Origin of the sequence: Tenacibaculum mesophilum (genome assembly GCF_003867075.1) — a bacterium.
GTDB lineage: Bacteria > Bacteroidota > Bacteroidia > Flavobacteriales > Flavobacteriaceae > Polaribacter > Polaribacter mesophilus.
Window position 1 is genome coordinate 1801123 of sequence record NZ_CP032544.1, and the last position, 22313, is coordinate 1823435.

The 22313-nt window shown below is 28.6% G+C and carries 24 protein-coding genes; all 24 read right to left on the reverse strand.

Annotated elements, in window-relative coordinates; translation table 11 throughout:
* Positions 1-2: 2 nt before the first annotated feature.
* The 24 genes from D6200_RS08245 to D6200_RS08355 all read right to left on the reverse strand — a co-directional run bounded on the left by D6200_RS08245 (position 3) and on the right by D6200_RS08355 (position 22303).
* Positions 3-785, reverse strand: a complete 783-nt coding sequence (locus D6200_RS08245; RefSeq protein WP_073184368.1) for a hypothetical protein — start codon at positions 783-785, stop codon at positions 3-5.
* Positions 782-2398, reverse strand: a complete 1617-nt coding sequence (locus tag D6200_RS15550) for a PAAR domain-containing protein (RefSeq protein WP_073184367.1) — start codon at positions 2396-2398, stop codon at positions 782-784. Before D6200_RS15550 ends, D6200_RS08245 begins: the two co-directional genes overlap by 4 nt.
* Positions 2399-2419: 21 nt before the next feature.
* Positions 2420-4264, reverse strand: a complete 1845-nt coding sequence (locus D6200_RS08255; protein ID WP_073184366.1) for a type VI secretion system Vgr family protein — start codon at positions 4262-4264, stop codon at positions 2420-2422.
* A 131-nt stretch (positions 4265-4395) separates the two neighbouring features.
* Positions 4396-4794 carry a type VI secretion system tube protein TssD gene (gene tssD / locus D6200_RS08260; protein WP_073184365.1) on the reverse strand — a complete coding sequence of 133 codons (399 nt, stop codon included), beginning with the start codon at positions 4792-4794 and terminating at the stop codon, positions 4396-4398.
* 304 nt (positions 4795-5098) lie between these two features.
* The gene (locus D6200_RS08265) at positions 5099-5593 is read right to left on the reverse strand and encodes a hypothetical protein (RefSeq protein ID WP_073184364.1); all 495 of its coding nucleotides are present in this window, start codon (positions 5591-5593) and stop codon (positions 5099-5101) included.
* 431 nt (positions 5594-6024) lie between these two features.
* On the reverse strand, positions 6025-6624 hold the full coding sequence (locus D6200_RS08270) for a hypothetical protein (protein ID WP_073184362.1): 600 nt from the start codon (positions 6622-6624) through the stop codon (positions 6025-6027).
* A 58-nt stretch (positions 6625-6682) separates the two neighbouring features.
* Positions 6683-7435, reverse strand: coding sequence for a hypothetical protein (locus D6200_RS08275; protein ID WP_125064400.1), 753 nt, complete (start codon positions 7433-7435; stop codon positions 6683-6685).
* A complete protein-coding gene (locus D6200_RS08280) occupies positions 7432-8313 on the reverse strand; it encodes a hypothetical protein (protein ID WP_073184358.1) in 882 nt (293 codons plus the stop codon). Before D6200_RS08280 ends, D6200_RS08275 begins: the two co-directional genes overlap by 4 nt.
* Positions 8314-8565: 252 nt before the next feature.
* A complete protein-coding gene (locus D6200_RS08285; RefSeq protein ID WP_073184356.1) occupies positions 8566-9084 on the reverse strand; it encodes a hypothetical protein in 519 nt (172 codons plus the stop codon).
* On the reverse strand, positions 9059-10045 hold the full coding sequence (locus D6200_RS08290) for a C40 family peptidase (RefSeq protein ID WP_143157141.1): 987 nt from the start codon (positions 10043-10045) through the stop codon (positions 9059-9061). The genes D6200_RS08285 and D6200_RS08290 overlap by 26 nt, the downstream gene beginning before the upstream one ends.
* A gap of 175 nt (positions 10046-10220) precedes the next feature.
* Entirely contained in the window at positions 10221-10394 is a 174-nt protein-coding gene (locus tag D6200_RS15300; protein WP_156167114.1) for a hypothetical protein, read from the reverse strand.
* A gap of 34 nt (positions 10395-10428) precedes the next feature.
* Positions 10429-11016, reverse strand: a complete 588-nt coding sequence (locus D6200_RS08295) for a hypothetical protein (RefSeq protein ID WP_047790424.1) — start codon at positions 11014-11016, stop codon at positions 10429-10431.
* Entirely contained in the window at positions 11003-11638 is a 636-nt protein-coding gene (locus D6200_RS08300) for a hypothetical protein (protein ID WP_125064401.1), read from the reverse strand. Before D6200_RS08300 ends, D6200_RS08295 begins: the two co-directional genes overlap by 14 nt.
* A gap of 29 nt (positions 11639-11667) precedes the next feature.
* Positions 11668-11898 carry a hypothetical protein gene (locus D6200_RS08305; protein WP_073184352.1) on the reverse strand — a complete coding sequence of 77 codons (231 nt, stop codon included), beginning with the start codon at positions 11896-11898 and terminating at the stop codon, positions 11668-11670.
* 134 nt (positions 11899-12032) lie between these two features.
* On the reverse strand, positions 12033-12965 hold the full coding sequence (locus tag D6200_RS08310; protein ID WP_083574836.1) for an SH3 domain-containing protein: 933 nt from the start codon (positions 12963-12965) through the stop codon (positions 12033-12035).
* 150 nt (positions 12966-13115) lie between these two features.
* Positions 13116-13631, reverse strand: coding sequence for a hypothetical protein (locus D6200_RS08315; RefSeq protein WP_073184348.1), 516 nt, complete (start codon positions 13629-13631; stop codon positions 13116-13118).
* Positions 13631-15208 carry a hypothetical protein gene (locus D6200_RS08320; RefSeq protein WP_073184346.1) on the reverse strand — a complete coding sequence of 526 codons (1578 nt, stop codon included), beginning with the start codon at positions 15206-15208 and terminating at the stop codon, positions 13631-13633. Before D6200_RS08320 ends, D6200_RS08315 begins: the two co-directional genes overlap by 1 nt.
* Before the next feature lie 6 nt (positions 15209-15214).
* Entirely contained in the window at positions 15215-16000 is a 786-nt protein-coding gene (gene tssD, locus D6200_RS08325; protein WP_073184343.1) for a type VI secretion system tube protein TssD, read from the reverse strand.
* Between the two features lie 35 nt (positions 16001-16035).
* Positions 16036-18360, reverse strand: a complete 2325-nt coding sequence (tssR, locus tag D6200_RS08330; RefSeq protein ID WP_125064402.1) for a type VI secretion system protein TssR domain-containing protein — start codon at positions 18358-18360, stop codon at positions 16036-16038.
* Between the two features lie 2 nt (positions 18361-18362).
* Positions 18363-19295, reverse strand: a complete 933-nt coding sequence (locus D6200_RS08335; RefSeq protein ID WP_073184339.1) for a PKD domain-containing protein — start codon at positions 19293-19295, stop codon at positions 18363-18365.
* Between the two features lie 10 nt (positions 19296-19305).
* The gene (tssO, locus tag D6200_RS08340; RefSeq protein WP_047790415.1) at positions 19306-19752 is read right to left on the reverse strand and encodes a type VI secretion system TssO; all 447 of its coding nucleotides are present in this window, start codon (positions 19750-19752) and stop codon (positions 19306-19308) included.
* A gap of 3 nt (positions 19753-19755) precedes the next feature.
* Positions 19756-20253, reverse strand: coding sequence for a type VI secretion system TssO (gene tssO, locus D6200_RS08345; RefSeq protein WP_047790414.1), 498 nt, complete (start codon positions 20251-20253; stop codon positions 19756-19758).
* A gap of 12 nt (positions 20254-20265) precedes the next feature.
* Positions 20266-21432, reverse strand: coding sequence for a hypothetical protein (locus tag D6200_RS08350; protein ID WP_047790413.1), 1167 nt, complete (start codon positions 21430-21432; stop codon positions 20266-20268).
* Positions 21425-22303: a TssN family type VI secretion system protein gene (locus D6200_RS08355; RefSeq protein ID WP_047790412.1), complete on the reverse strand. Its 879-nt coding sequence runs from the start codon at positions 22301-22303 to the stop codon at positions 21425-21427. The genes D6200_RS08350 and D6200_RS08355 overlap by 8 nt, the downstream gene beginning before the upstream one ends.
* Positions 22304-22313: the final 10 nt, after the last annotated feature.

Below are 22313 nucleotides of genomic sequence, written 5' to 3' on the forward strand. Positions count from 1 at the left end.
TTTTAATTTTTGTTTTTAAAAAGTACTTTAAGATGTTTTCCTCTTTCAAAATATTTTATTCTGAAAATAAATTTGTTTTTGCATAAAACATCGTAATTGTAAATATTCGAAGTAAAGTGAGATTTGTTCTTTTTTGCCAACTCTAAGCTTTTAGAAAATGAATTATAATTTAATAATGTATCTTCTAAATATATGTTAGATAAAGTATCATTTACTGATTCAATTTTATACTCCTCTTTTTTTATCTCCGTATTCGTAAATTTTGATATAATACTTTCTATATCTCCTTTTTCCTTATCTATTATAAACTTAAATATTAAGTTCTCTCTATCATTGGGGTTTGCATTTTCAACAGGCCTTAAAAGCTCATAATCAAAAAAGCTTGATTCTATTTCTTCTTTAGTTACTGAAGCTTTATTAACTACATTTTTAGCTGACTTATCCGCCATTGCACTTCCCGATATAATCTTCTCTTGGACTTTCTTTTTTTGTTTTAGTTTTCTATTTTTTATGTCATCATAAACATAATTAAACATGCTTTCTATTTGATCAGAGTTGCCTTTAAAGTTAAATACATAATCTGCATAATAATCATTTATTGTAACATGTTTTATTTCAAAAGTTGAGTTTTTATTTTTTACTTCCCTCTCACTTAAAAGATATACCCAAAAAGCAGTTGAAAGTAACAAAAGAGACAGTACGATTTTTATTGACTTCTTTTTTTTAATAAAAAAAAGAATGAAAATTACAACAATAACAACTAGAGAAAGAAAAATTAAATTCATGATTCCGAAGGTTTAATATCTACAAACACTGTAAAAGGTCTATACTTTTCAGGATTATTTACATTTTTAAAATGTTGTAAACAGAACATTGCCACCAAACCTGGCACCCATTGCTTAGCCATACCATTAGCTCCTCCATCTTCCCATCCTGCTCCAAAAGTATCAAGAAATATCACCCTATCTATTTCAACTTTTACTTCATTGGTCTTTTCATTTTTTAACACTCTATATTTTGCCAAACAACCTTGAATACCTCCAATAAATGTTGCTGCTTCATTCATATTTGGGTTTAATGATGATGATACTCCATAGTAAGGAAGTGAAGTTTTTATTTTATAAGATGTATTCTTTGTAGAATCATTATCTATAACACCATCTTTATTATATTTCTCTTTAAGTTCCTTTTTTAAAGATGACAAAAAAGACTTAAACCTTTTTGAATCACGTATTTCTTTTGAAGGGTTTGAATTTTGATTAAATTCAAAATCTTTTCCTCCTCCAGAAAAAAAGTGATTAGCTAATTGTATTCCATTTTCTCCAAAACCATCTTCCAGATCAGAAAACAACCAAAGAGTAACTTTCATTTCTGCTTTTAAATATGCTTCTGGGTAAGATTTTGTTAACTTCACATTAAAAATATCATGATCTGACATCCCATTTTTCTTCATTTTAGCTTCACTGGGAGCATCTGCATACTCCCAATCATATGCTCTATTTCCATTCCTATTAACAATAATTGTGTTTCCTTCTTCTATAATCCAACTACCTTTTTTAACCTCTCCTTTTTCTACTTCAACAAAACGGTCTTTTTTTTCTTCTTCAGAAGCTGGTACTATTAGATTACTAGGTGATGGTGTTGAATTACACGCTTCTTTTGTATTAGAATTTGAATTACTACCTTCATTATTGGTACTTTCCTTTTCTTCCGAAGCATCTTCAACTTCCCAAGTAACTTCTACTTTTTTATCTTGTACCGTACCTGTTAGTTCAACCACTTCTTCTTCATTTGTGGTTGTACTACCATTTTCATCAGTAGTTTCAACAGGTTTCTTTACTTTAAACGTAATACTTTCTCCTTCTGGTATATTATACACATAAGCTCGAAGTGTTACTTCTTTTAACACTTTTGACTTCCGTATTATATTCTTCTCTTTTAGCCATTGTAAATTATAAATTCGCGGTTCTCCTTGCTCTTCTTCTTTTAGCTTTTCTTGATTTTCTTCCGCTTCTTTTATTTTACTATTGTGAGCCAATCTATCTACAATACTAATTTTAGGAAATGGTATTTTATTTACTGGCATATTAACCGATGGAACTGGCGCAGCACTACCCACTATAATATTAGCTTCTCCTGCTGTTATTGTTCCTCCGTGAGCTGTTAGGTCTCCCAAACATGCTACGGGTTTTCCGTTAATTAAAATATTAGGAAATCCTTGTGCTATGGTATCTGGTGGTCCTACACAGGTACACATGCTACCTATGGTGGCTACGGGTTTACCATTGGCTAATACATTTGCTTCTCCTTGTGCTATTGGTCCTCCAACATGAGGGGTTGTTCCACTACACATAGGACATGCATGCATACTACCTACTGTTGCTACTGGTCCTGGCATATATTTTAGTTTTTAAAAAGATTACATTATATCAAACTTACCGCTTGCTCCTTGTACAACAGTCATTTGCCCTTGTACTTTTGTTTGTTGTCCTTTTAACTCGGCTGCCACTTGACCTTCAATAGTTGTGTTTTGCCCTTTAATGGTAGCTTTACTACTTGCTTCAATGGCTACATTTGCACTACTTGTAATACTAGCGTCTTTATCTGCCTGAGCTTTAATTGCTCCTTGAGATAAGATTGAAGTGTCTTTTTCTGATGCTGTTTTTATTTCTCCTTTTGCTTGTAGTTCGATATTTTCTTCAGCAATTATTTTTACATTTTTTGCAGAAAACTCCATAGTTTCAGCAGACTGAACAAACAATGATTTTTCTTTAGTATCAAAGGTTATGATACTTCCGTCTTTGTCTTTTATGGTTATTTTCTCTTTATCTTTTGTGTCATCTAACTCAATAGTGTGTCCACCTCGCGTAATAATACTCTTTCTTACATTTTCTTCATCTCCACCTGCTCCATTTTTACCTGTAAACATACTTCCCATTACAAAGGGACGGTTAGGGTCGTTATGCTCAAAACCTACCATTACTTGGTCTCCTACTTCTGGAATAAAAACAAAACCTCTATTAGTTTTAGTAAGATCACTGCTCCCTGCATCTGGGGTCATTACACGAATAAAATCTGTTTTTGCTCCAATAGCTTCTTGCCAGTAAAACTGAACTTGTACACGTCCTTTACTTTCTGGGTCTTTATTACTTACTACCTTCGCTACTTGATTATTAGCTACAGCTGGTGCTATGTTTTCGTTTAATGGTAAGCTTTTTGTGTTTGCTGGAATTGCCTCAAAAGTATTAGAATATGCTCCTCCTACATCTGCAAAGTGGCTTATTTGTGTTATAATATATTCTCCATACTGTTTTACAGTATATTTTCCTTCGTCATACTTTGCTGCACTTACTTTAATTACGCTCCCTAAACTTAGTCCTTTTGCTCCTCCACTTGCTTTAAGCACATTACCTCCTGCACTTAACCCTTGTAATCGTTTTTGTAAATACTCATCTAATGATGATTTGTCTTGTAAAAACACATCACTTACACCAAAGTCTTTTACTTCTTTATAAACTTGTTCTGATGCTTTAAGTGCTGTATTTGCTAAATCGTTTAATCCTTCGTTAGTTACTTTTAAATCTCCTTCAAAAAACTGATCATTTAATGAATCGTAACTATAAGTTGCTAAAGTAGGATTATACGTTTTCGTTTTTATTTGTAGCTCTTTTAAGTCTTTACTATATTCTAGCTCTATTGGTTTTTGACCTTGTGATTCTGGCTTTCCAAAAATAACGTCTACTCCATCAAAATAAAACCATTCATTATACTGATATGCTAATCTTTGTAGGTACTTATAATCGCTCTCTGCGTATTGGCATTGGTAAGGAATTACTGAAGTGTATGCTGGATTAATCTTGTTTTTTATAGCGGTAGTATCCATGATCTCTGAAATAATACTTGCCAAATCTTTTTCTAGCCAAGATTTCTGTTGTTTTCCATTTTCTAGTAAAACTGTTTGAGATAATCCTTTAAGTATTAATTCACCGTGTAAACCTATTTCATTATGGCGCATTGACACATCTAACACAACACCTATAAATGCTTTACCAGAAACGTTAGTTGTTAATTGTTTTCCTAACCATTCTTTTGATTTTTCCAAGGTGTAACTTCCTGCTTCTTCTACAGTTTCTATGTCTACCACGACTTCAAAAGTATGGTGCTGGTATAAGAATTGGTTTATTGTAATTGTTTTATAGCTCTTTACAAAATTACCATCTATAGTAATTTGTTTATCTAATGCTTCTTCTTTTATCTTATGCATGGGGGTATTTTTTCTTTGTTAGAATAATTTTCAATGCTATTTTTTAAACAAAAAAAGACCTTCCTTTGTAATAAAGAGAAGGTCTTTAATAAATAAATTATATAAAACTAAATGTTATTTAGTCCTTCTCATTAAGCTACTGGCCAACGGTTATCTAAGTTTGCGTTACCAATTAATAATTCTTCAGCTGAGAAAGTAACTGTTAATTTCATTGGAATTTCGTTGTTTACATCTAATTCTTCTTTGAAGTAAACGATGTAAGCGTTTTTAAATTCTACTTCTTTCATTTTTGAATCTTCATCTGTTTTCTTGAAAACAATTTTTCCATCTACAGACTTAAACTGGCTATTCACCATTGCCTCGATAACAGAAGTATCTGATGTTGATTCAATAGTTAAAGTAACTCTTCCTCCGTTTACACTTGAAGATGGCTTACCTTTTGTGTCTGTGTTTCTGTTTAAGCTGTACTCAGCTTCTAATACGTCGAATTCTTTTCCTGCGAATTCGAAACTTGCTCTAAATGATCCCATAGTTTCTTTTTTTTGGGTTTAATAATTAATTTTAAAATACTTTTTAGAGCTTTCTCAATAAAAAAAGAGAAAGCTTTAAACAATATAAAACCTTCTCTTTTTTTATTTTTGGCGCCATTCTAAAAGAAGAAAGAAGATAACAAATATTGCCTTGTGTGGTGTAAATTTATACTATAGTTTTCTTACTACCAAATTTTTATGTAAATAAATTGTTACTTTTCTTAAAGTATTTTCTCAAGAAACCTTAACAATCTTAGCTAAACAAAGACTACTACTGATTAAATTGACTTTACGCTCTTTAAAGTTATTGGGCTTTTGAAAAGTGTTTTATTTTAAACCCCATATTTTCATATAAAGTAATGAGTTTATCTTTATCATTATAATCTTTAATATCTTTTACTTTCCAACTAACTTTTTCTTTTGTGGCTTTATCAATCAAGTTAAATAAATGCATCATTGCAACTTCTTCGAAGCCCTTGTTTTTTCCATTTCTATCTTGTAAAAAAACTTCTTTACTTCTCATTTTGTCCCACATCTTCACCCATAACCCAGATTCTTTAACTGGAGGCGTGTTCATAGTATCAATATCAAAAACTTCTATTTCGTTTTCTTTAGAGTTTATTGCTACTAACACTTCTACACCTTTATTAGTTGTTTCTATTACACATTTTACTTCTTTACCTACTCGTTCATCTAATAAATACTTAACTTTCTTTAAACGGTTTCTTTCTAGCTCTATTCCTTGTTCTTTCTTTTTTAATTCTTTTAATTTTTTTCTAAATATCAGTTTAAAAATCATACATATAAATTTAATTGAAAAACTGCTACTAACACGTTTATAATTATAATGAAGAAAGAGTTGTATTAAATTTTAATTTGATTACTACCATATTGTAATTTTATAGTAGCTCTTTTTTCTTCTTCAAAATATAAGAATGTTAGATTTATCCTTTCTTTTTTAGCAGTTAAGCAAAAGTAGTAAGTTTTTTATATTGACTGACAGTAATTACTAATAATATACTTATGTAAGAAGTAAAGAGATTAAAGTTTAGCAACTAATTACAATGGTTCACCTCAGCAAAAACTAATCTTGCAGTATTGTTACCTCAGTTTTTTTTAATATCCAGAGGTAATTTTTGTTCCATCATAATACACTTTTACAGAGTTATCATTACTTTCTTTTAAGTATGCCTTATCATTTTTACAAAAGCTATTAGAAAATAGTTTTATTTATCCTTCAAAATCTCCACAATCATGAATCTCTAGTTTTTCTAATTCTTTTTTTGTTATATAAAATTTATTGATTTTAAAATCTTCTATTTCTTGAAAATTAGCATCTAACTCAAAATTATAAATTGGAACTTCTTCTACTTTAGTTATAAATAACTTTATTCTTTTGTTTTCTTGAATAAAAAGTATTTCATATGTTTTCCCTTTTTTAACAATACTTTCTACCTCGAATTTTTTTTCCTTCGAATCTTCACAAATATTAGTTAAAATTACTTCTTTGTTACTAAATTTAACATTAGCTATATCACATGAATAACAGGCTCCTGAAACATCATACGTATATTTTTTTAACACCTCTTTCTCTTCCTCATCTAGAGATAGTCCTATCATATCTTCGTTCAAAACCTCTTTAATATCAAACTCTAGTTTTTTTACATTCTCTATACTTTCTGAAGTATCTTCTTCTGTATCATTATGATTATTTCCCTCTACATTTACTGATTGTATCTCCTTTTTTTCTTGTACTACATCAGCATCTTGTTTTGTTGTTATTTTACAACTTATAAAAAGTAATAGAATAATTAATTTAGTGTATTTCATATTGAAATCTATTTTAGTTTTTTACTAATCTAAAATATTCAAGACTCTAATTCCTCTCCTAGTTGGAAACTTCTACTTTTGCTTTATTTTCATGAAACATTCCATCTTCTTTTAACATTATTTCTCTTCTTATAAATATAGATTCATCCTCCATTGAATTATAACTATAAACAATAATATTATTAGAATCTATTGTAAAACACTCATGATAAGAAACATCCTCTAACCCAATCCCAGATGTAATTAACCTTACTCTATCTATTAATTTATTCTGAATGTTATTATAAGTGAGTAATTCTAAATTGTAACCTATAGGGCTAATGTCTCCTTCTATAGTTTCATCAAATATTTTATTTAACAGTATAAAAAAGTCAATCTCTTTATAATTAGATTTTACTCTTTCATATAGATAGTTCTCTGAAAAAAAAGTCCTTTTAATGTCTTCATCTTTATTTTCTAACAAAAAATAATAATAAGAAGGCTGGTACTTTTTAGTTGAACTATTAATTTTTTCTATTGTTGTTTTATATAATAATCTATCTTCATCAGGACTTAAAACATTTAAACTATCAGTATTTAATTGAATATAGTATTCAATATTTTTAATAGTATTTTGCTCTTCTACAATATCTTTATCACAGTTATTTTCAAAAATTTTATTTTCTATAAACTTTACTTTATAAGCAAAACTTTTATTACCACTTTTCTTTACTTCCTCTTTATTAGCGTTCCCTTTATCTTCTTTTTTATTTACATTGGTAGTACATTGTGTTAAAAAAAGAAGCGAAAGAATAAATATACTTTTCATCATTTTTTATATTTTATTTTAACCCCTTGAATATGTAAGTGATCTTTATGATGTTTATCTGACTTACAATGATTCAAATCTTTATTTTCATGTGTTTTATTTGATAGATTTTTAATGGTATCCCCCCATCCAAACTTATGTAAAGCATCTAAAAAAGTATTTTGTCTTTCAATATCTAAATCTTTATTATTTACATAAATTACTGGAATTTTATTCCCTTTTGAATCTTTATCTATTTTAGCCCTTTTCTTATCTTTTCTTAAATATTTAAAATCCATATTAAACCCATTAAAGTGGCTAACACTATAAGCTCCCGTACCATCTGTTGCAACTGAACCATTAGAAACAACATCTACATAATTAACATCTGCCAACGCTCCTATTAAAGTAGCAAAAGCCTCTGGATTGAAATACTCTCTTGAAGTATCTTCATATAAAGCAAAATTGATATTTTTTGAATCTGAGTATTTAAAAACCTTCGGGCTACCTTTAAAAGGGGTTATTAACGGATTTTTTAAATTTCCATCTTTTTTATAATAACGAGTTCTTGCCCCTATTGTCACTTTTTTCCATTCTCCTCCTTTCTTTGTTTTCCACTCATGTTTTGTCCCATCAACCCACCTTTGAGACTCAATAACATCAAAGTTCCCTAAACTATGTTTGCCTCCTTCTTTATCATGATAGATATAACTCACTTCTTTCAATCCTTTAAAATCTAGTTTACTTATTTCTCCCGTATGATAAATATTTATGATATTTTGATTTATTAACTCAAACCATTTACCTTCCCCATAATACCAAAGATTAGGACGGTTATCAAAAAACTCTTCGTATTTTACTTCAAACCAATTTTGATTTTCAGGCTCTGCATCTACAACCATAAACAGCTTCGTTTTTTTATCTGTTGTTTTATTTAGAGCTTCTCTGTATTTTTTCTGATCTTTCTCATCCTTAGGTGATAGTGTAACTGCGTCTATCGCGAAGTTTCTAAAATCTTCGGCATTTGATATGTTCTTTTTACAACTAATTATAAAAACTAATAGAATTAGAGTAAATATTTTTATTTCTCATTTTCTTTTTTTAAAAAAACTCATATATTTCTGTTTTTATTATACACAGATACATACTATTAATTAACCAGCTGCCCCCATACCTTCCAATAAAATCTCTCCCTCTTTTGTTTTAATAAAATAAAAAATCAATGTGCTTTCACTAGAATATTCTTCTCCATCATCTATAATCTTAATCATATAATTATAATAAACGGGTAATAGGTTACAGTCAACATCATCTTCTTTTATTTCAAAGGTTGGCTTAGCATCATTTTTTAAAGCCTGTTCAAAAAGTTCATTGGGAAACTTTTCAAATGTTTCTATGTAATTTTCAGATAAGTATTCAGACATATCCTTTTTTAAATATTCTTTACTAAATTTTAGCAAAAGAGAAGATATTTTTACACTATCCTTACTTTGAAAACAATCTGAATTATTCTTATTTGTTTTTCTTTCGATAGAACTTTCTATTTCAACTTGTTTTGAAGTTTTAACTTCTATAGTCTCTTTTCCTTTCTTTCCACAAGAAAAAAATGTAAAAATCAAAATTAACAATAGGTATTTCATAATATATTTATCTTGTTGTTTTAAATGAACCATCTGCATTTACAGTCATTTCTTTAAGCTTTTTTTCTTCATCTGTGACTTTATAATTTTTGGGTTTTGATATCGATTTTTCTTTACCAATAGTCACAGTACCATACCTAATCTGTTGTTCTCCTGAACTCTTACCTCCTTGGTTCCCTCCTAAATAAACATACTTATTCTTTTTTGTGTTTTTACCAACTATAAAAGCTGTATGGGAATACTTTAATGTTATTACTGCTCCATAAAAAGCTTCGCATTTTTCTCCATTCTCCCAATTTTTTGGTATCCAATCAAAGGCTAATGAATTATAACTTCCTCCTTTACTTTCATTAGTTCCTTTATAGTTTTTAGTTTGTTCAAAGCACCAATTTACAAAAGAAGCACACCATGATACTACATCTGTCCACTCTGTTTTCTTTCCGTAATGCGACTTCCCTAATGTTGTACTTTTATGATAATAATCTTTGATTCGTTCTTTTAATGGTGATTTATTTTCATTTATACCTTTAAAGGTTTCATATTCTTGTTCTGCAAACTCCATCCAGGGAGCTCTTTGTTTCTTCCCCAACTCAAACCACTTACCATCCATATCTAACCAACGGTTAGGCGTTGTACGTTGGTCTGGTTCTCCATCTTTATCTGGATTCGTTCCATTATATACTACTTTTATACCATTAGGAGTGTGGGCATCAACTAATAAGTACATAAATGCCTTTTTATCCTTAAGCTTATCTAACTCTTCTTTTTCTCTTTTGGTATCTTTACCTCCTAACGTAACTTTAAATATTGCCCAATCTTTAAAATCATCTTTATTGGTGATTTTACTATCTTTTGCATATGCTCCTACAAGTCCTTCAGCTAATGTATTTGTACCTTTCTCATGCCGTAACATTAAACCTTTTTCTTCAGTTTCTAACTTCATTTCCTCAGCCTTTCCTTGTTTAACATTCAACCATATTTTTTTATTTGACAAGTTTGATGTTTTTACGACTATATAGACTTCATCACCTAAATTTGCTGACTTTAAACTCTTAAAAGTCACTTTATCTCCTATTTTTTCTTTTTTAGGTTGTGAACCAATACTTAAAGTTTTTCCTACATAAATAGTATCACTGGTTAAGTCATTGTCTGCTTTTATTTTTGCTATTTTACTTAATGAATCCTGAACTACTAATTCTATAAGTTTCTTTTTTTACTTTTGGAGTATCTCTTTCTCCTATTATTTCTCCTTCTTCATCTAATAACAGCCAATTTTCTTTTATTTTATCTATTATTATCTCAGATAATTTATCATTAAATATAAAATCGTACTTTAAAACCAATTCAAAACTAAAACGATTATAAACAATTAAATATCTATTTTTTTTCTATTACTCCTTTTTTATTTATTTTGTAAGAAGTCTTTATAGTATCTTTTTTCAAAACTTGCTGAGTTTCTAAATTTTCTACTACTGAAACTTTAAATACATCTAAATCCAGAGATTTTTTAAACAAATAATAATCAGAATACTCATACTTCTCTACATTACCATCAGGAGCAGTATTGTAATACACTAATAACTTAGAAAGTTGCTTACCTTGATTATCTAACGTTACTATATATTCATCATAATTTCCAAAATCATAATATGAAAATAAAACAAGTACAGAAAATTCATTGCTTTTAACAATGATCTTAAAATCATTATCAGAATGGTAATCCTCCAATTCTATTTTTATTTTATCCTCATCTAATGGAATTGCATCATCATTGTTAATTTGAAAATATGGCAATTGTTCTGACGTACCTTGTTGTTGAATAGACGTATCTTCTACTTTTACATCACTTTGTTTATTTAACTCAACATCTTCTTTGTCAATACTTCCTTCCTTTGTTTCTGAATTCCTACAATTTAACAGTACAACAGACAGTAAACTAATAATTAAAACCTTAAATAATTTCATTCGTTATATCTTTTTTTGATTTTATAAAAAACTTATCCTTCAGATATTTTAACTCAAAATTACGAACATCAAAATGCACCCATGTAGTTGCAATAAATTCTCTACCTATTCTATCTTTAGTACTAGGCTCTAGTGAAAATTTATTTTTTCCACTCCAACGTAATTGAGCTCCTGACTTATCTTTCATTATTTTTCTTACTTTATCACAATTAGCCTCTGTAGATATGGTATTATCCGATTTATAAAAGTGTATATCTAACGCCTTACCCATATGATTTGTTGATCTTCTCTTGTGATTTTTGTTATCTTGATGACATCTATATCCTGAAGATACTTTTCCAAACTTTAAATTATAATTAGAATAATCATCGTGTTTTAAGTAAAAAAGAGTCGCCTTTAATGTCCAAAATAAAGTCCTATGAATTCCTGGATACTCATATTTTCTTTTTTTCTCAAGTATACTAGACGACTGCTTCTGTTCAGGGTAAAGCCCCTTACCATAACCATCACACGTACCACATGGACATTTAGTTTTATTAAATGGTATATCAAACTCTTTTCCGAATTTTTTTATAGCTTCTAATGTTTTAGATTCAACTATACCTGTTGGTTCAATTTCCATATAGTCCTTTTGAAACTGTTTAACCATTCTCACTGTCCTATCTGTAAATTTTCATCAGGAACATTCCCCCCAAAACCAGCTAAACGAATATTTATTTCTTGGACTTCTTTCCCTTTATCTCCCTTTTTGTACACTTTTGTTCCAGAAAATTCAAACCAATTACCATCACCATGATACCAAAGATTCGGCCTATTATCAACCACTTCTTCATATTGCACTTCAAACCAATTTTGGTTCTTGGGTTCTGCATCAACAACCATAAACAACCTCGTTTTTTTATCAGTTGTTTTATTTAAAGCTTCTCTGTATTTTTTTGTTTTTCTTCTTCCTAAGGATATATTGAATTTAATTTAAGCAATGAACAACTAATAATCTGTAAGTTATTTTTCGTTTTTTACTTAACCAAACGCAACCTACTTTTATGAATATAACCTTTTTTGTTATCATAAAGAACAAGCCACCATTCATCTTTTTGTTCTAAAATTTCAACTAATTTACCAGACTGGATTTGAGAAAGTATTTTAGACGTAGTATTATTTTTTTCACGCATATTTACATAACCGTCTTTATCTACAATTTTAGCAAACTCACTATTTGGATTTATAGTTTCCTCTTCTGAAGAATACAATTTCCACCCTTGATTGTAATATTTTGGGTTAGGTGAAAACTCGGCTGCCCCAATATCTAAATCTCCCGAGCATGGTATTCTGTAATGACTCCATGCTGTTAATATCTTTTCATTTTTATCTTTATTTATCCAACTTCCAAAAAAATAACAGTTAGCATAACTTGGTATATAATCTAAAGTATCATCATAATTTATATTATTATCAGTGTCTTGATACCATGAAACCATTAGCTTCCCCTTAAAAACACCTCTATTATCTAAATTATTATCTTCTTTCAATTCATAAGTCAATATTGAAAAACCTTGTTTTAAAATTATATCAGAATAAGATACTTCCTCGTCTAGTTTTTTAGAAAATTTGTATTGTTTTTCTAATAAGAGTTCTCCTTTAAAATTCCTTGTAATTTCAGAGTAAACCTTTGTTTGCCCTTCTATTAGATAGCGATTATTATTGATTGTATCACGCTTAATCAAAGTAATAAAAAAATCTATTTTTCTCTTACTTTCTCCAATAAAACCTATATATGGTACTGTGTTATTTGTAAACACATCTGTTAAATCAACACTTGTTTCATCTTCAGAATAAGGCACCTCTGTATTCAAAAAATCATCAATAACATCATTCAATTTACAATGATTTTGAGCATTTGAGCAGCAAGAAAATAAAAAAAGTAATATAAGTATCTTAATTAATTTCATCAGTAATAACTATTTTAACATTATCTATTCTTTTTTCTTCTACAGTTTTTCTTTTTAAAAATATCTTAAAAGAAATAATTAATTCACTTACCTCAACCCAACTAGTCTACCCATAATCAAACAATATCATGCAAAATCATACATAAATTTCTAATCTTTTAGAACACTGTCTATTTCTCGTTTAATAGCTAAAATCTCTTTTTCTTTTTCTAACATTTCTTTTTGTGTTACTTGTTTATTTTTCCAGAAATACAATTTATTTTCTTTAAAGAGAAAAGTATCTTTCTGTATTTTATTTTTAACATCAGAAGTTTTAACCACTAATAGAATAGAATCTTTATTGGTAATGAAAAACTTTGAAGAGTATTCGTTATCACTATAGTTATTAACTACTATGTATTCTAGTTCTCTTATAGAGTACTGAAAACTATCATTTAAATCTTCGTGTATTTCAACAAATGTTACTGTTGAATCAGATTCAATTCTTTCTCCTCCATTTGGTTGATAAAAAACAGAATTTTTAGCTTTATTTATTTTAGACATTACTTTCTTAAAGTATACTTTTTGAGTCTTAACATCTGGAATTAATCTAGTTTCTCCAGATTTTTTTTGGCAAGAGATTATTAATAAAATAATTATTATTTTTATAGTATTTGAAATATTCATTACTTTTTATATTTAGGAGTAAATAATCTTGTATGTAAATGATGGTGATGTGGTGGCATATTGTCAGATAATTTTAATATTTTTTTTACCTTGTTTAAGGTATAATAAACACTATAAAATCTTTTCCATCCAAACTTATGGAAAGCATCAATCATTTTTTCTTGACGAGTTACATCTAATTCTTTAGCCCCTTCGTCATTATTAATGTGAAGACTTGCTCCTGTTTTATCATTACGTAAATACCTAAAATCTCCGTGTAACCCATTTACATGTGTTGTACTTGGAAAGCCGTGATTATCTTTACTTGTAAAACCAATCATTGTAATGTCTTTATAACCTACATTAGCTATTGCACCTAATACACAAGCAAAAGCATTTGGGTGAATATAAGGTCTAGTACTATCGGACATTAATTTAAATTGAATAGGTAATTTTTGTCCTGTATAATTTTTACTACCTATTTGAATTAATGGCGTTTTCTTCCCTGTTTTTATATATTTTCTAATTTTCCCTTTTTCTTCACCTTTTGTCCCTTTGACAACCACTTTATCAGTATACGTATACTTTTTACGTCCTTTACTTATGGTTTCTTCTTTCGTGAACCCTGTTGGTACAGATTCTAACGCTTTTCCATTTTTATATTCTTCTACTTGAATTATATCATAAACATCTTTTAGATTATGTTTCTTTCCATCCTTATCATAATAAACATATTTTACTTTTTCAGCATCTTTCAACTCTACTTTATCAATATGTCCTGTATGATAAACTCCTATTTCTACTACACTTTTACTTTTCAACTCAAACCAATTTTCTTCACCATAATACCATTGGTTTGGTGTTAAGTCAAATACCTCATCATAAAAAACTTCTTTCCAAGAAGCTCCTACTGGTTCTGCATCTACAACCATAAACAGCTTCGTTTTTTTATCTGTTGTTTTATTTAGAGCTTCTCTGTATTTTTTCTGATCTTTCTCATCCTTAGGTGATAGTGTAACTGCGTCTATAGCGAAGTTTCTAAAATCTTCGGCATTTGATATGTTCTTTTTATTTTGCTCTGCAAATCTGCTTACATACGTTTCTACAACACTAGTTTTTTTACCATCCTGTTGTAAAACAATAGAACTATCTTTTTCTACTAAACAATTTTTTTCGGCTTGTTTTAAACTTAACTTTATGCGTTTATTAGCCATATTTTCGGTTTCAACTACCATATACACATCATCTCCTAAATTAGCATTAGCTAGTTTTGTAAACTCTATTTTTGGCAGAATTAAAGGAATATCAATACAATCTCCTTTTGTATATGAGTCTTTTTTAAGTACCTCTACTATGTGAGCAACTGTTGTTTGCTGTTCCTTTTTTTGTAAACCTCCCTTAATGTTTTTATAAATAATTGTTGCTATCTTTTCCTTACGAGCTTTTGTACTTGTATTATTGCTCCCTTTGAAAGTATAACTTTCAGTTTCTCCTGTTTTCTCAGTACCTTTAATCTCTTTTTTTGCCAAATAAGCTTTTTTTACTCGTTGGGTTTTAATTTTCAGAGTATTACTTGGTTTTACGGTTAATGTTGCCATAGCTAATTAATTTTGTATTGTTTCTCTTTCTCCTTCTTGTTGAACAACTACACGTAACTTCAATTTATGTTCACTACTAGTTACCTTAAAATCTTTTATAATATCGTTTTCTATAACCTTATCGTTGTATACAAAATCTTTGGTGTGGTTACTTAAATCAATATCTATTGTTTGTCCTATAGCATTTTCTGTTTTCAATACTAAGTACACTTCTTCTCCTGTATGTGGCTCTGCTTGTTTATTACCTTCAAGGTCGGTATAATAACAGGTAAAGCGTGGTGTTGTATCTTCTTTAGCTTTATATGGTGTAGCTTCTTTTATTGGTATAAAACTTTCTTGCCAGTGTTTTATATAGCGTGTGGTACTTTTTTTACTCCAGCTAGAGTTGTTAAAAAATCGGTAGTCTTGCATTGCTGGAGATATGGTCAGAGTTACCTGCATACCTGACTGATTACAAAACTTTTCATGGTAATTGATGAGTGTACCATCTTGAAAGTTGTATTCAAAAATTTCTAATCCGTCATAATCATCTTGATAAAAAACAATTTTACCGTCTCTTAACTGATATAAGTCAAAAGGATATGGTATTTTTTTGTTTTCGGTTCTGTCTGCGATTATCCACTCTAAAAAACTATCATCATACATTTGCGATTCAAATGTAACCGAGATGGTTCCTCCCATTAAGGCAGAGGTAGGTTTTCCGTTCCAATCAATAAGTCGATTGTAATTTAAATTTGTATTGAAAAGTTCTCGTTCTTCTCCACATACAAATAGCTTTGCTTTAACATTCATTTTTAGGCAATTTTCGGGTTCTTCCTAGCTATTAACTAGGGCAATAGTTCTAAAGGTATGAAGTACACTTCACTTCTATAACCTTCTTCTACTTTTTGCAACTTATTTTTTAAAAATAATTCTTCTAATTTATCTATTTTTTCATATTGTTGAAAATAAAACTTTTCAAAACCATTTTTTCCTACTCTTTTTCTTGGCAATTTATATATTCCTAAACAGTAATATCCTTCATGATTTAAAGGAATTCCTGATTTAAAGTAAAATAAATCTGCTATTGTTGCTTTTCTACTTAAAACATATCTATAGGCAGCTTTGTTTAATATTTTTATTTGTTTTTGGTACAATCGTTTTATTACTCTTCGCTTTTTTCTTGTAATGGGTTTTGCCATTTGAGGAAATGTGCTGCGATAATTTTCTATTAATTCTATAATTTCATCTTTATCTAAGACATAGCCTTTTTTTATTATACTATCGTTAAGTAATGATACTTTTTGGTACAATACTTCATGTAAATTGTTTCTGCTTAATTGAAAAAGACGTAAGCTGTCTGTATTTAACTCTTTATATCTTGTTTTTATCGTTGTGCTTGGTTCACTTCTTAAAACTCCTAGTTTTTTATTAAAGTAATTTAACGAGGATATAAGCTTATTATTTGTTAATGTAGATCTTTTTAAAACAGTATCTATCGCTTTTTCTAAAGATAGAGGAGTTAATGAACTTTCTATTCTTGGAAAAATAACGCCTCCATTAAAAAGGCTATTATCTGGAGCATCGTACACATAAATATTATCTTCATCAGCAGGTATCTTTTTTAGGATATTGTTTTCTACTATAATTTCATTATCCACAATAAAATTCTTGATAAATTCATTATAATATATCCCTGTTTTATACAAAAACTCTTTGCTTCCTAATATATAATTCTGAGATCTTACACTTTGATTATTGTCTAATTGTGCAAAAATAATTTTAGGTGATTTTTTAGCTATTTTTTCAAAAAAAGTATCTTTTTGCCTTTTAATATCATTCGTGTTTTCTTTGCTTGAAGCAATGATGAAGAAATTGTTTTCAAAACGCTTATTTTCATCTGAAAAATTATCTATTACATAATTTACTGCTTTGGGAATAGACATTGTTTTTTCAACGTATTCTACAGCTAAATTGTTTTGATTACTTTCTATAAAAGATTCAACAAAGCTAATCCACTCTGAAAAAGAGCTTGTTTTTTCTAATATTGCTGTTCCTTTTTTATCGACTAAAATTGCAGAAAAACTGTATTGAGCTTCAGTAGGTTCTTGAAATAAGGTTATGTATAAACTTTGTAATGAGTTCAATATTTTTTTTAGATGTTCGCTTTCCTCATTTTTAGAAATAAAATGGAAGTTTACTACCTTCGACTCCTCTTTCATAAATTTTATTTCTTTTGTATAAAAGCTATTTCCTTTTACATTAATAAGTTTATTTTTATCATGATTCCAAACATGTACTGGAGCTATCAAGTCTTTAGTAACATCTGTTTTTAAGTTTTTATATCCTGTATATAAGTATTTAGACAATACATCTTCACCTGTAAGTTGAATTGTATCTTTATTACTAACTGCCAATAAACTATCAGTGTCATTTATAACATATACTTGACTTTGTCCAATACGTGTAATTAAGTTTGATGGTATCCAACCTACTGTTTGAGAAATAGAGTCTTTTAAAACGGGTTTATCTGACACAAATACTGCTTTCCCTTTTTCATCATACTTATAAGGGTATACAATTTGATTAGACACTAACTTTTTGTTTGACTTTGTTCTAAAAAAGGGATCTTTAAACACATTTACAGAGTCTACTTCCATATGTGGTTTCAAATCAAAAAGTCGTAACGTTTTATCTGTTCCTACCTTATATTTTATAGGTTTATTATTACATGTTTCTAAAAACGAATGATTATACTCTATTACATTACTTGCAGGAATCCATCCTAAATATTCTACTTGCTCTGAATCTTTAAAGTTAAACTTATCTCCATAGAACATAGAAAACAATCCTTTGGGCTTTCCTATTTGATCTGGGTTGGCTACTACTACTTCATACGAATTTTCTTTTTCATCAATTACATACAACGGAGTAAGTAATCCTTTTTTCTTAAACTTTTCTTGCACATATGGTCCTTTATAAAAAGAGTTTTCCTCTCTATCTGAAAAGACCATTTTTAACGAAGCATCGTGCTTCGTTTTTGCTTTTTTTAGATAGTTAAACCTATCAGTTTTTACTTCTTTTACTTTCTCATATTTCCCTATAGTTTGTGATACAATAGGGAAGGAATATAGCAACAGCAAAAAAATAAAAAGTGTTATTTTTTTTTGCATTATTATCTTAGTAAACTTTGTGTTACATTTAATCTTTTGAAACATTTAATTGTATCTATTTCAACTTTATTTATAATTATTTTGCTTCTTTTCTTATTTTCTAAATAGTGTAAACCTTGGCAGTAACTAAAAAAGTCATTATACCTTCCTCCATTAACAATTACAAGTATGTCTTCTGCTTGATTACATGTATAGTTATTTTTTATATAATTTAAGTTTTTATAAAAAGTTCCTCTATCTGTAACCTTGCTATCTGCTATTGCTTGAAGTCTTTTTCTAATATCATTTTGCACAACCCCTAAAGAGTCTACTTTTTCTAATTCCTCAACTTTTTCAAATCTTGGTAAAATCTTTATATTATGAAATATTGGGTATTTTAATGTATTTGTTTGAAGTTTTACCCTGTAGTCTCCTGGTTTACTATATCTGTAAATTACTTGTTCTTCATAAGCATCAACTGTACCTGTTTCTCCAAACTCCCAATACCAGGTATTTATTCCTTTTCCCTCGGTAAAAAACACTAATTCTTCTCCTACATAACCTTCATCAACGCCATGCAATGTTACCAAAGAGTCTCTAGGTGATAGTTTTGGTAAAGAAACTATACCTATTTGTTTTGAAACAGTAAACTTATCATTTATTTTTATTGATACTAAATACTTACCTTCTTTACGGTATTTATAATCGATATTTCCTGGTTTTACTATAGAATCTCCATTTCCCATATGCCACACCACTTTTCTTCCTTTAACTAAACTCGTATCATTTAAAAGGAAAAACAGTTTTTCACCAACTTCAAACTGGTAGTTACTATTAGATTCAGACACGTAAAAATCTAAATTACTGAGTCTTGATTTATAAGGTGCAAATATGGCCAGTATTAATACTAATAAAGCTATAAAAATTAAAGCTGATAATTTAAATTTATTAGACATATTCTTTTATTTAAATATTAGCTTTACATTCTTCTAGATTTTCTTTCAGAACTTTATTATTCCTTTTTAAAGCATTGTATTCTTCACTCAAATCGAAAAACATTTTAAGCGTTTTTGATGATTGAACTCCGAATATATATCTATTATTCATATCGTTATCTCTATAAATTTTTTTGTATTGTTGAATTTCCTTATCTAACTCGTCTAATACCTGAATTTGAATAACATCAAAAGGTATTTCTTGAATTTTTTTATGTGTATTTTTTATTTTTTTTGTGTATTCTTCCTGAATATCAAAAATTTCTTCTGAAGCGTCAATACTATTTAGCAGCTCTTTACTTTCTACTACAGGCACTTTAAATATAAATTTAGTTAGTATTATAAACACTACTGTAGAAATTATTATAAACAAAAGAGAAAACCTTATTTTTTCCCAAAAAATCTCATGTTTATCCATAGCTTACTCTTTATTTAAATTTTTATTTAAATCTTTATATTTCTCTCTGCACTTTTCTAATTGTTCTTTATTGGCTTCTCTTGTATTAACTTCTTTGTTATAATTTTCAAGAAGTGATTGTATATTCCTTATTTCAGACAAAAACTCACCGTAAATTTTGTAATAGTTGTTTTCTTTTTTTGTACTATCTATACTTTGTCTTATTTCTACTCTGGTGTTAGTTATAATCTTCTGCATTTGCCTATACTCTCCAATATTCCTTCTTTTATTTTTTAAACTATATAGGTTTTTAAAAAGCTCTTCCATTTTAAAATTTAACATAGCTTGTTTTTTAAAAACTTCATTGTAATGAGATTGTTTACTCTCAATTAAAACAACTCCTTTTTCTGCTATAATTAAAGTTACATATAAACAAAAGAATACGACTACTGCTGTTAAAGAGAATGATGCAAAAAACTTAAGTATTTGTTTTCTCCTTTCTTTGTGATTTAAAGCTTTCATAAGAAATTTATATTAATCAATTATACTCCAAGTACTATTTTTACCTCTATTTCTATTGAATTGCGCTCCAGACTCTTCATTAATTACGATATTATCTTTTCTTTGTCCTATATACTCTAGTTCACTCATCTTTTTAAATACGCGCTCCAACATAACTACAAACCTATTTAGCACATCAAACGTTTCTGCTATCTCAATATGGTTGTACTTAACGTTTACAGCATCAACTATTGCATCAAGGAAAACAGAAGGCTTAATGTCTGTCCATTGATAATAATATTGTAGTAATTGCTCTTTCTCTTTATCATCCATAATACTCAAGCAAATAGAAAGCTTATTTGCTAACACCACTAATCTATCAACCAAATACATAGGTGATCTACTAGTAGAAATATTTTCTAAATTAAAAATATTATCACTGTAGTACTCTTGCAGTTTACTGCAAATTGAAAAGGTATTGGCTACTAATTTATTACTGCTTTTTTGCCCATTATTTTTTTTGAAAATTTTAATCGAATAGTTTTTAGACTTAATAAGCATTTGTAATAACCCTTTTCCAAATCCTTCTAACCTTTCATTAGATGTTAAATTAACAACAGGAGGCACATAACTTTCATCAATAGAAAACAATCCATTTGTCCATAACACCTTTCCTATAACCAAAAAGTGTTCTTTTAAAAAGCTAGTATTAATTTTTGAAACTGGAAGTGTATGTAGTTCTAATTTAGGTAATACATTAGGATGATGTAAAGGTATAACTTCAGGGTCTGGAATACCTACTGGTAAATACTCAAATGGAGATAGCGAAAGCATTATATAAAATTCTTCGCTTTCTGTTTTATCAAAATCAGATGTTTTTAATGTTACTGATGGTGAATTTGCCCCATACAAATCTCGGTGATACATAATCCTGTATCCTTTTTCTGTGATGGCGTTACAAGATTTCAGTTTTATTACTAAAGAGTTATCTCCATCGTTTAAAACATCTAATTGTAGGTTTTCAAAATTAGTTCCTCCATCAACTAATCCATATTCATAATTTTTAAGAGAAACCGAATTGTAGTCTTTTATGGTTTCAATTGTGTTGTTATAATTTTTAAAAAAATGTTCTGCAGATATTTTTACTCCGTCAGTCCAATTTATTGGTAAGTAATTCATTTTATTATTTTTCTTATTCATCTTCAATGGTGTTTAATGCAGTTCTTCTTATATATATAGTTTGTTTATTCCTTATTTTATTAAACTTCCCGTCTTTTTCAGCGTCTAAGACTTTTGTAAAAAGAGGAAAATTAAACCATTTGTTTGTGTAAAAAATCCAACCAATTGGCTCTCCCTCCAAATAAGTATCAATCATTCTATCAGGAAATCTAAAGTTTTGATCTTCTATAAATCGATTAAACCACATACCTACTGATACCTCCATGGGTAACTTTACTGAAAAAGAACTGTAGTTTTTATCTTCTGGATTTCTTTTAATTTTTACTGTTACTTGTATTAATTTAAAAACGTCTACATTATCCCAATACATATCACTAACTCCATTATCTGAAACATTCCAGGCTTTATAAAATGGTTTTGATATGTTTAAAAAGTATTCTAAAGACATTGTGTATAGTAATGGTAACACAAACCAAATTATTGATAACATTGCCCAAAGTGCGTAAGGTAAATTACTTATTTTTTCAAAAATTAGATAATACAGCCACCCTGAAAGAAGCATTACTATAAAAGCAAAAAATAGTGTATGGAATTTATTATCTAGGCCTATAGATTTGTAAAACTTTGTATTTTGAAAAAGCATGAAAAACACACCTATAAAAAGATAACACAAAACTGTGAGTATCAACCCTACCCAAACAAATTCATATTTTAATAAACTAATTAAAACTGGGGCTACTAGAACTATAGTTAGCAATAAAACCAAGACTATTGCCTTTTTTATATTAAACGATTTTTTTGCTTTTACTATGTTATTTAATACCATTAAAGAAACAATAGCTATTAATGGTGCTAAAAGAAATTTTAAAAAATATACTATTATTATGTTCATAACTTTTTCT

Bases quoted from the DNA above. Each gene is read 5' to 3' on its own strand.
- D6200_RS08245 (WP_073184368.1), bottom strand. From the start codon at position 785: ATGAATTTAATTTTTCTTTCTCTAGTTGTTATTGTTGTAATTTTCATT.
- D6200_RS15550 (WP_073184367.1), bottom strand. From the start codon at position 2,398: ATGCCAGGACCAGTAGCAACAGTAGGTAGTATGCATGCATGTCCTATG.
- D6200_RS08255 (WP_073184366.1), bottom strand. From the start codon at position 4,264: ATGCATAAGATAAAAGAAGAAGCATTAGATAAACAAATTACTATAGAT.
- tssD (WP_073184365.1), bottom strand. From the start codon at position 4,794: ATGGGATCATTTAGAGCAAGTTTCGAATTCGCAGGAAAAGAATTCGAC.
- D6200_RS08265 (WP_073184364.1), bottom strand. From the start codon at position 5,593: ATGATTTTTAAACTGATATTTAGAAAAAAATTAAAAGAATTAAAAAAG.
- D6200_RS08270 (WP_073184362.1), bottom strand. From the start codon at position 6,624: ATGAAATACACTAAATTAATTATTCTATTACTTTTTATAAGTTGTAAA.
- D6200_RS08275 (WP_125064400.1), bottom strand. From the start codon at position 7,435: ATGATGAAAAGTATATTTATTCTTTCGCTTCTTTTTTTAACACAATGT.
- D6200_RS08280 (WP_073184358.1), bottom strand. From the start codon at position 8,313: ATGGTTGTAGATGCAGAGCCTGAAAATCAAAATTGGTTTGAAGTAAAA.
- D6200_RS08285 (WP_073184356.1), bottom strand. From the start codon at position 9,084: ATGGTTCATTTAAAACAACAAGATAAATATATTATGAAATACCTATTG.
- D6200_RS08295 (WP_047790424.1), bottom strand. From the start codon at position 11,016: ATGAAATTATTTAAGGTTTTAATTATTAGTTTACTGTCTGTTGTACTG.
- D6200_RS08300 (WP_125064401.1), bottom strand. From the start codon at position 11,638: ATGGAAATTGAACCAACAGGTATAGTTGAATCTAAAACATTAGAAGCT.
- D6200_RS08305 (WP_073184352.1), bottom strand. From the start codon at position 11,898: ATGGTTGTTGATGCAGAACCCAAGAACCAAAATTGGTTTGAAGTGCAA.
- D6200_RS08310 (WP_083574836.1), bottom strand. From the start codon at position 12,965: ATGAAATTAATTAAGATACTTATATTACTTTTTTTATTTTCTTGCTGC.
- D6200_RS08315 (WP_073184348.1), bottom strand. From the start codon at position 13,631: ATGAATATTTCAAATACTATAAAAATAATAATTATTTTATTAATAATC.
- D6200_RS08320 (WP_073184346.1), bottom strand. From the start codon at position 15,208: ATGGCAACATTAACCGTAAAACCAAGTAATACTCTGAAAATTAAAACC.
- tssD (WP_073184343.1), bottom strand. From the start codon at position 16,000: ATGAATGTTAAAGCAAAGCTATTTGTATGTGGAGAAGAACGAGAACTT.
- tssR (WP_125064402.1), bottom strand. From the start codon at position 18,360: ATGCAAAAAAAAATAACACTTTTTATTTTTTTGCTGTTGCTATATTCC.
- D6200_RS08335 (WP_073184339.1), bottom strand. From the start codon at position 19,295: ATGTCTAATAAATTTAAATTATCAGCTTTAATTTTTATAGCTTTATTA.
- tssO (WP_047790415.1), bottom strand. From the start codon at position 19,752: ATGGATAAACATGAGATTTTTTGGGAAAAAATAAGGTTTTCTCTTTTG.
- tssO (WP_047790414.1), bottom strand. From the start codon at position 20,253: ATGAAAGCTTTAAATCACAAAGAAAGGAGAAAACAAATACTTAAGTTT.
- D6200_RS08350 (WP_047790413.1), bottom strand. From the start codon at position 21,432: ATGAATAAGAAAAATAATAAAATGAATTACTTACCAATAAATTGGACT.
- D6200_RS08355 (WP_047790412.1), bottom strand. From the start codon at position 22,303: ATGAACATAATAATAGTATATTTTTTAAAATTTCTTTTAGCACCATTA.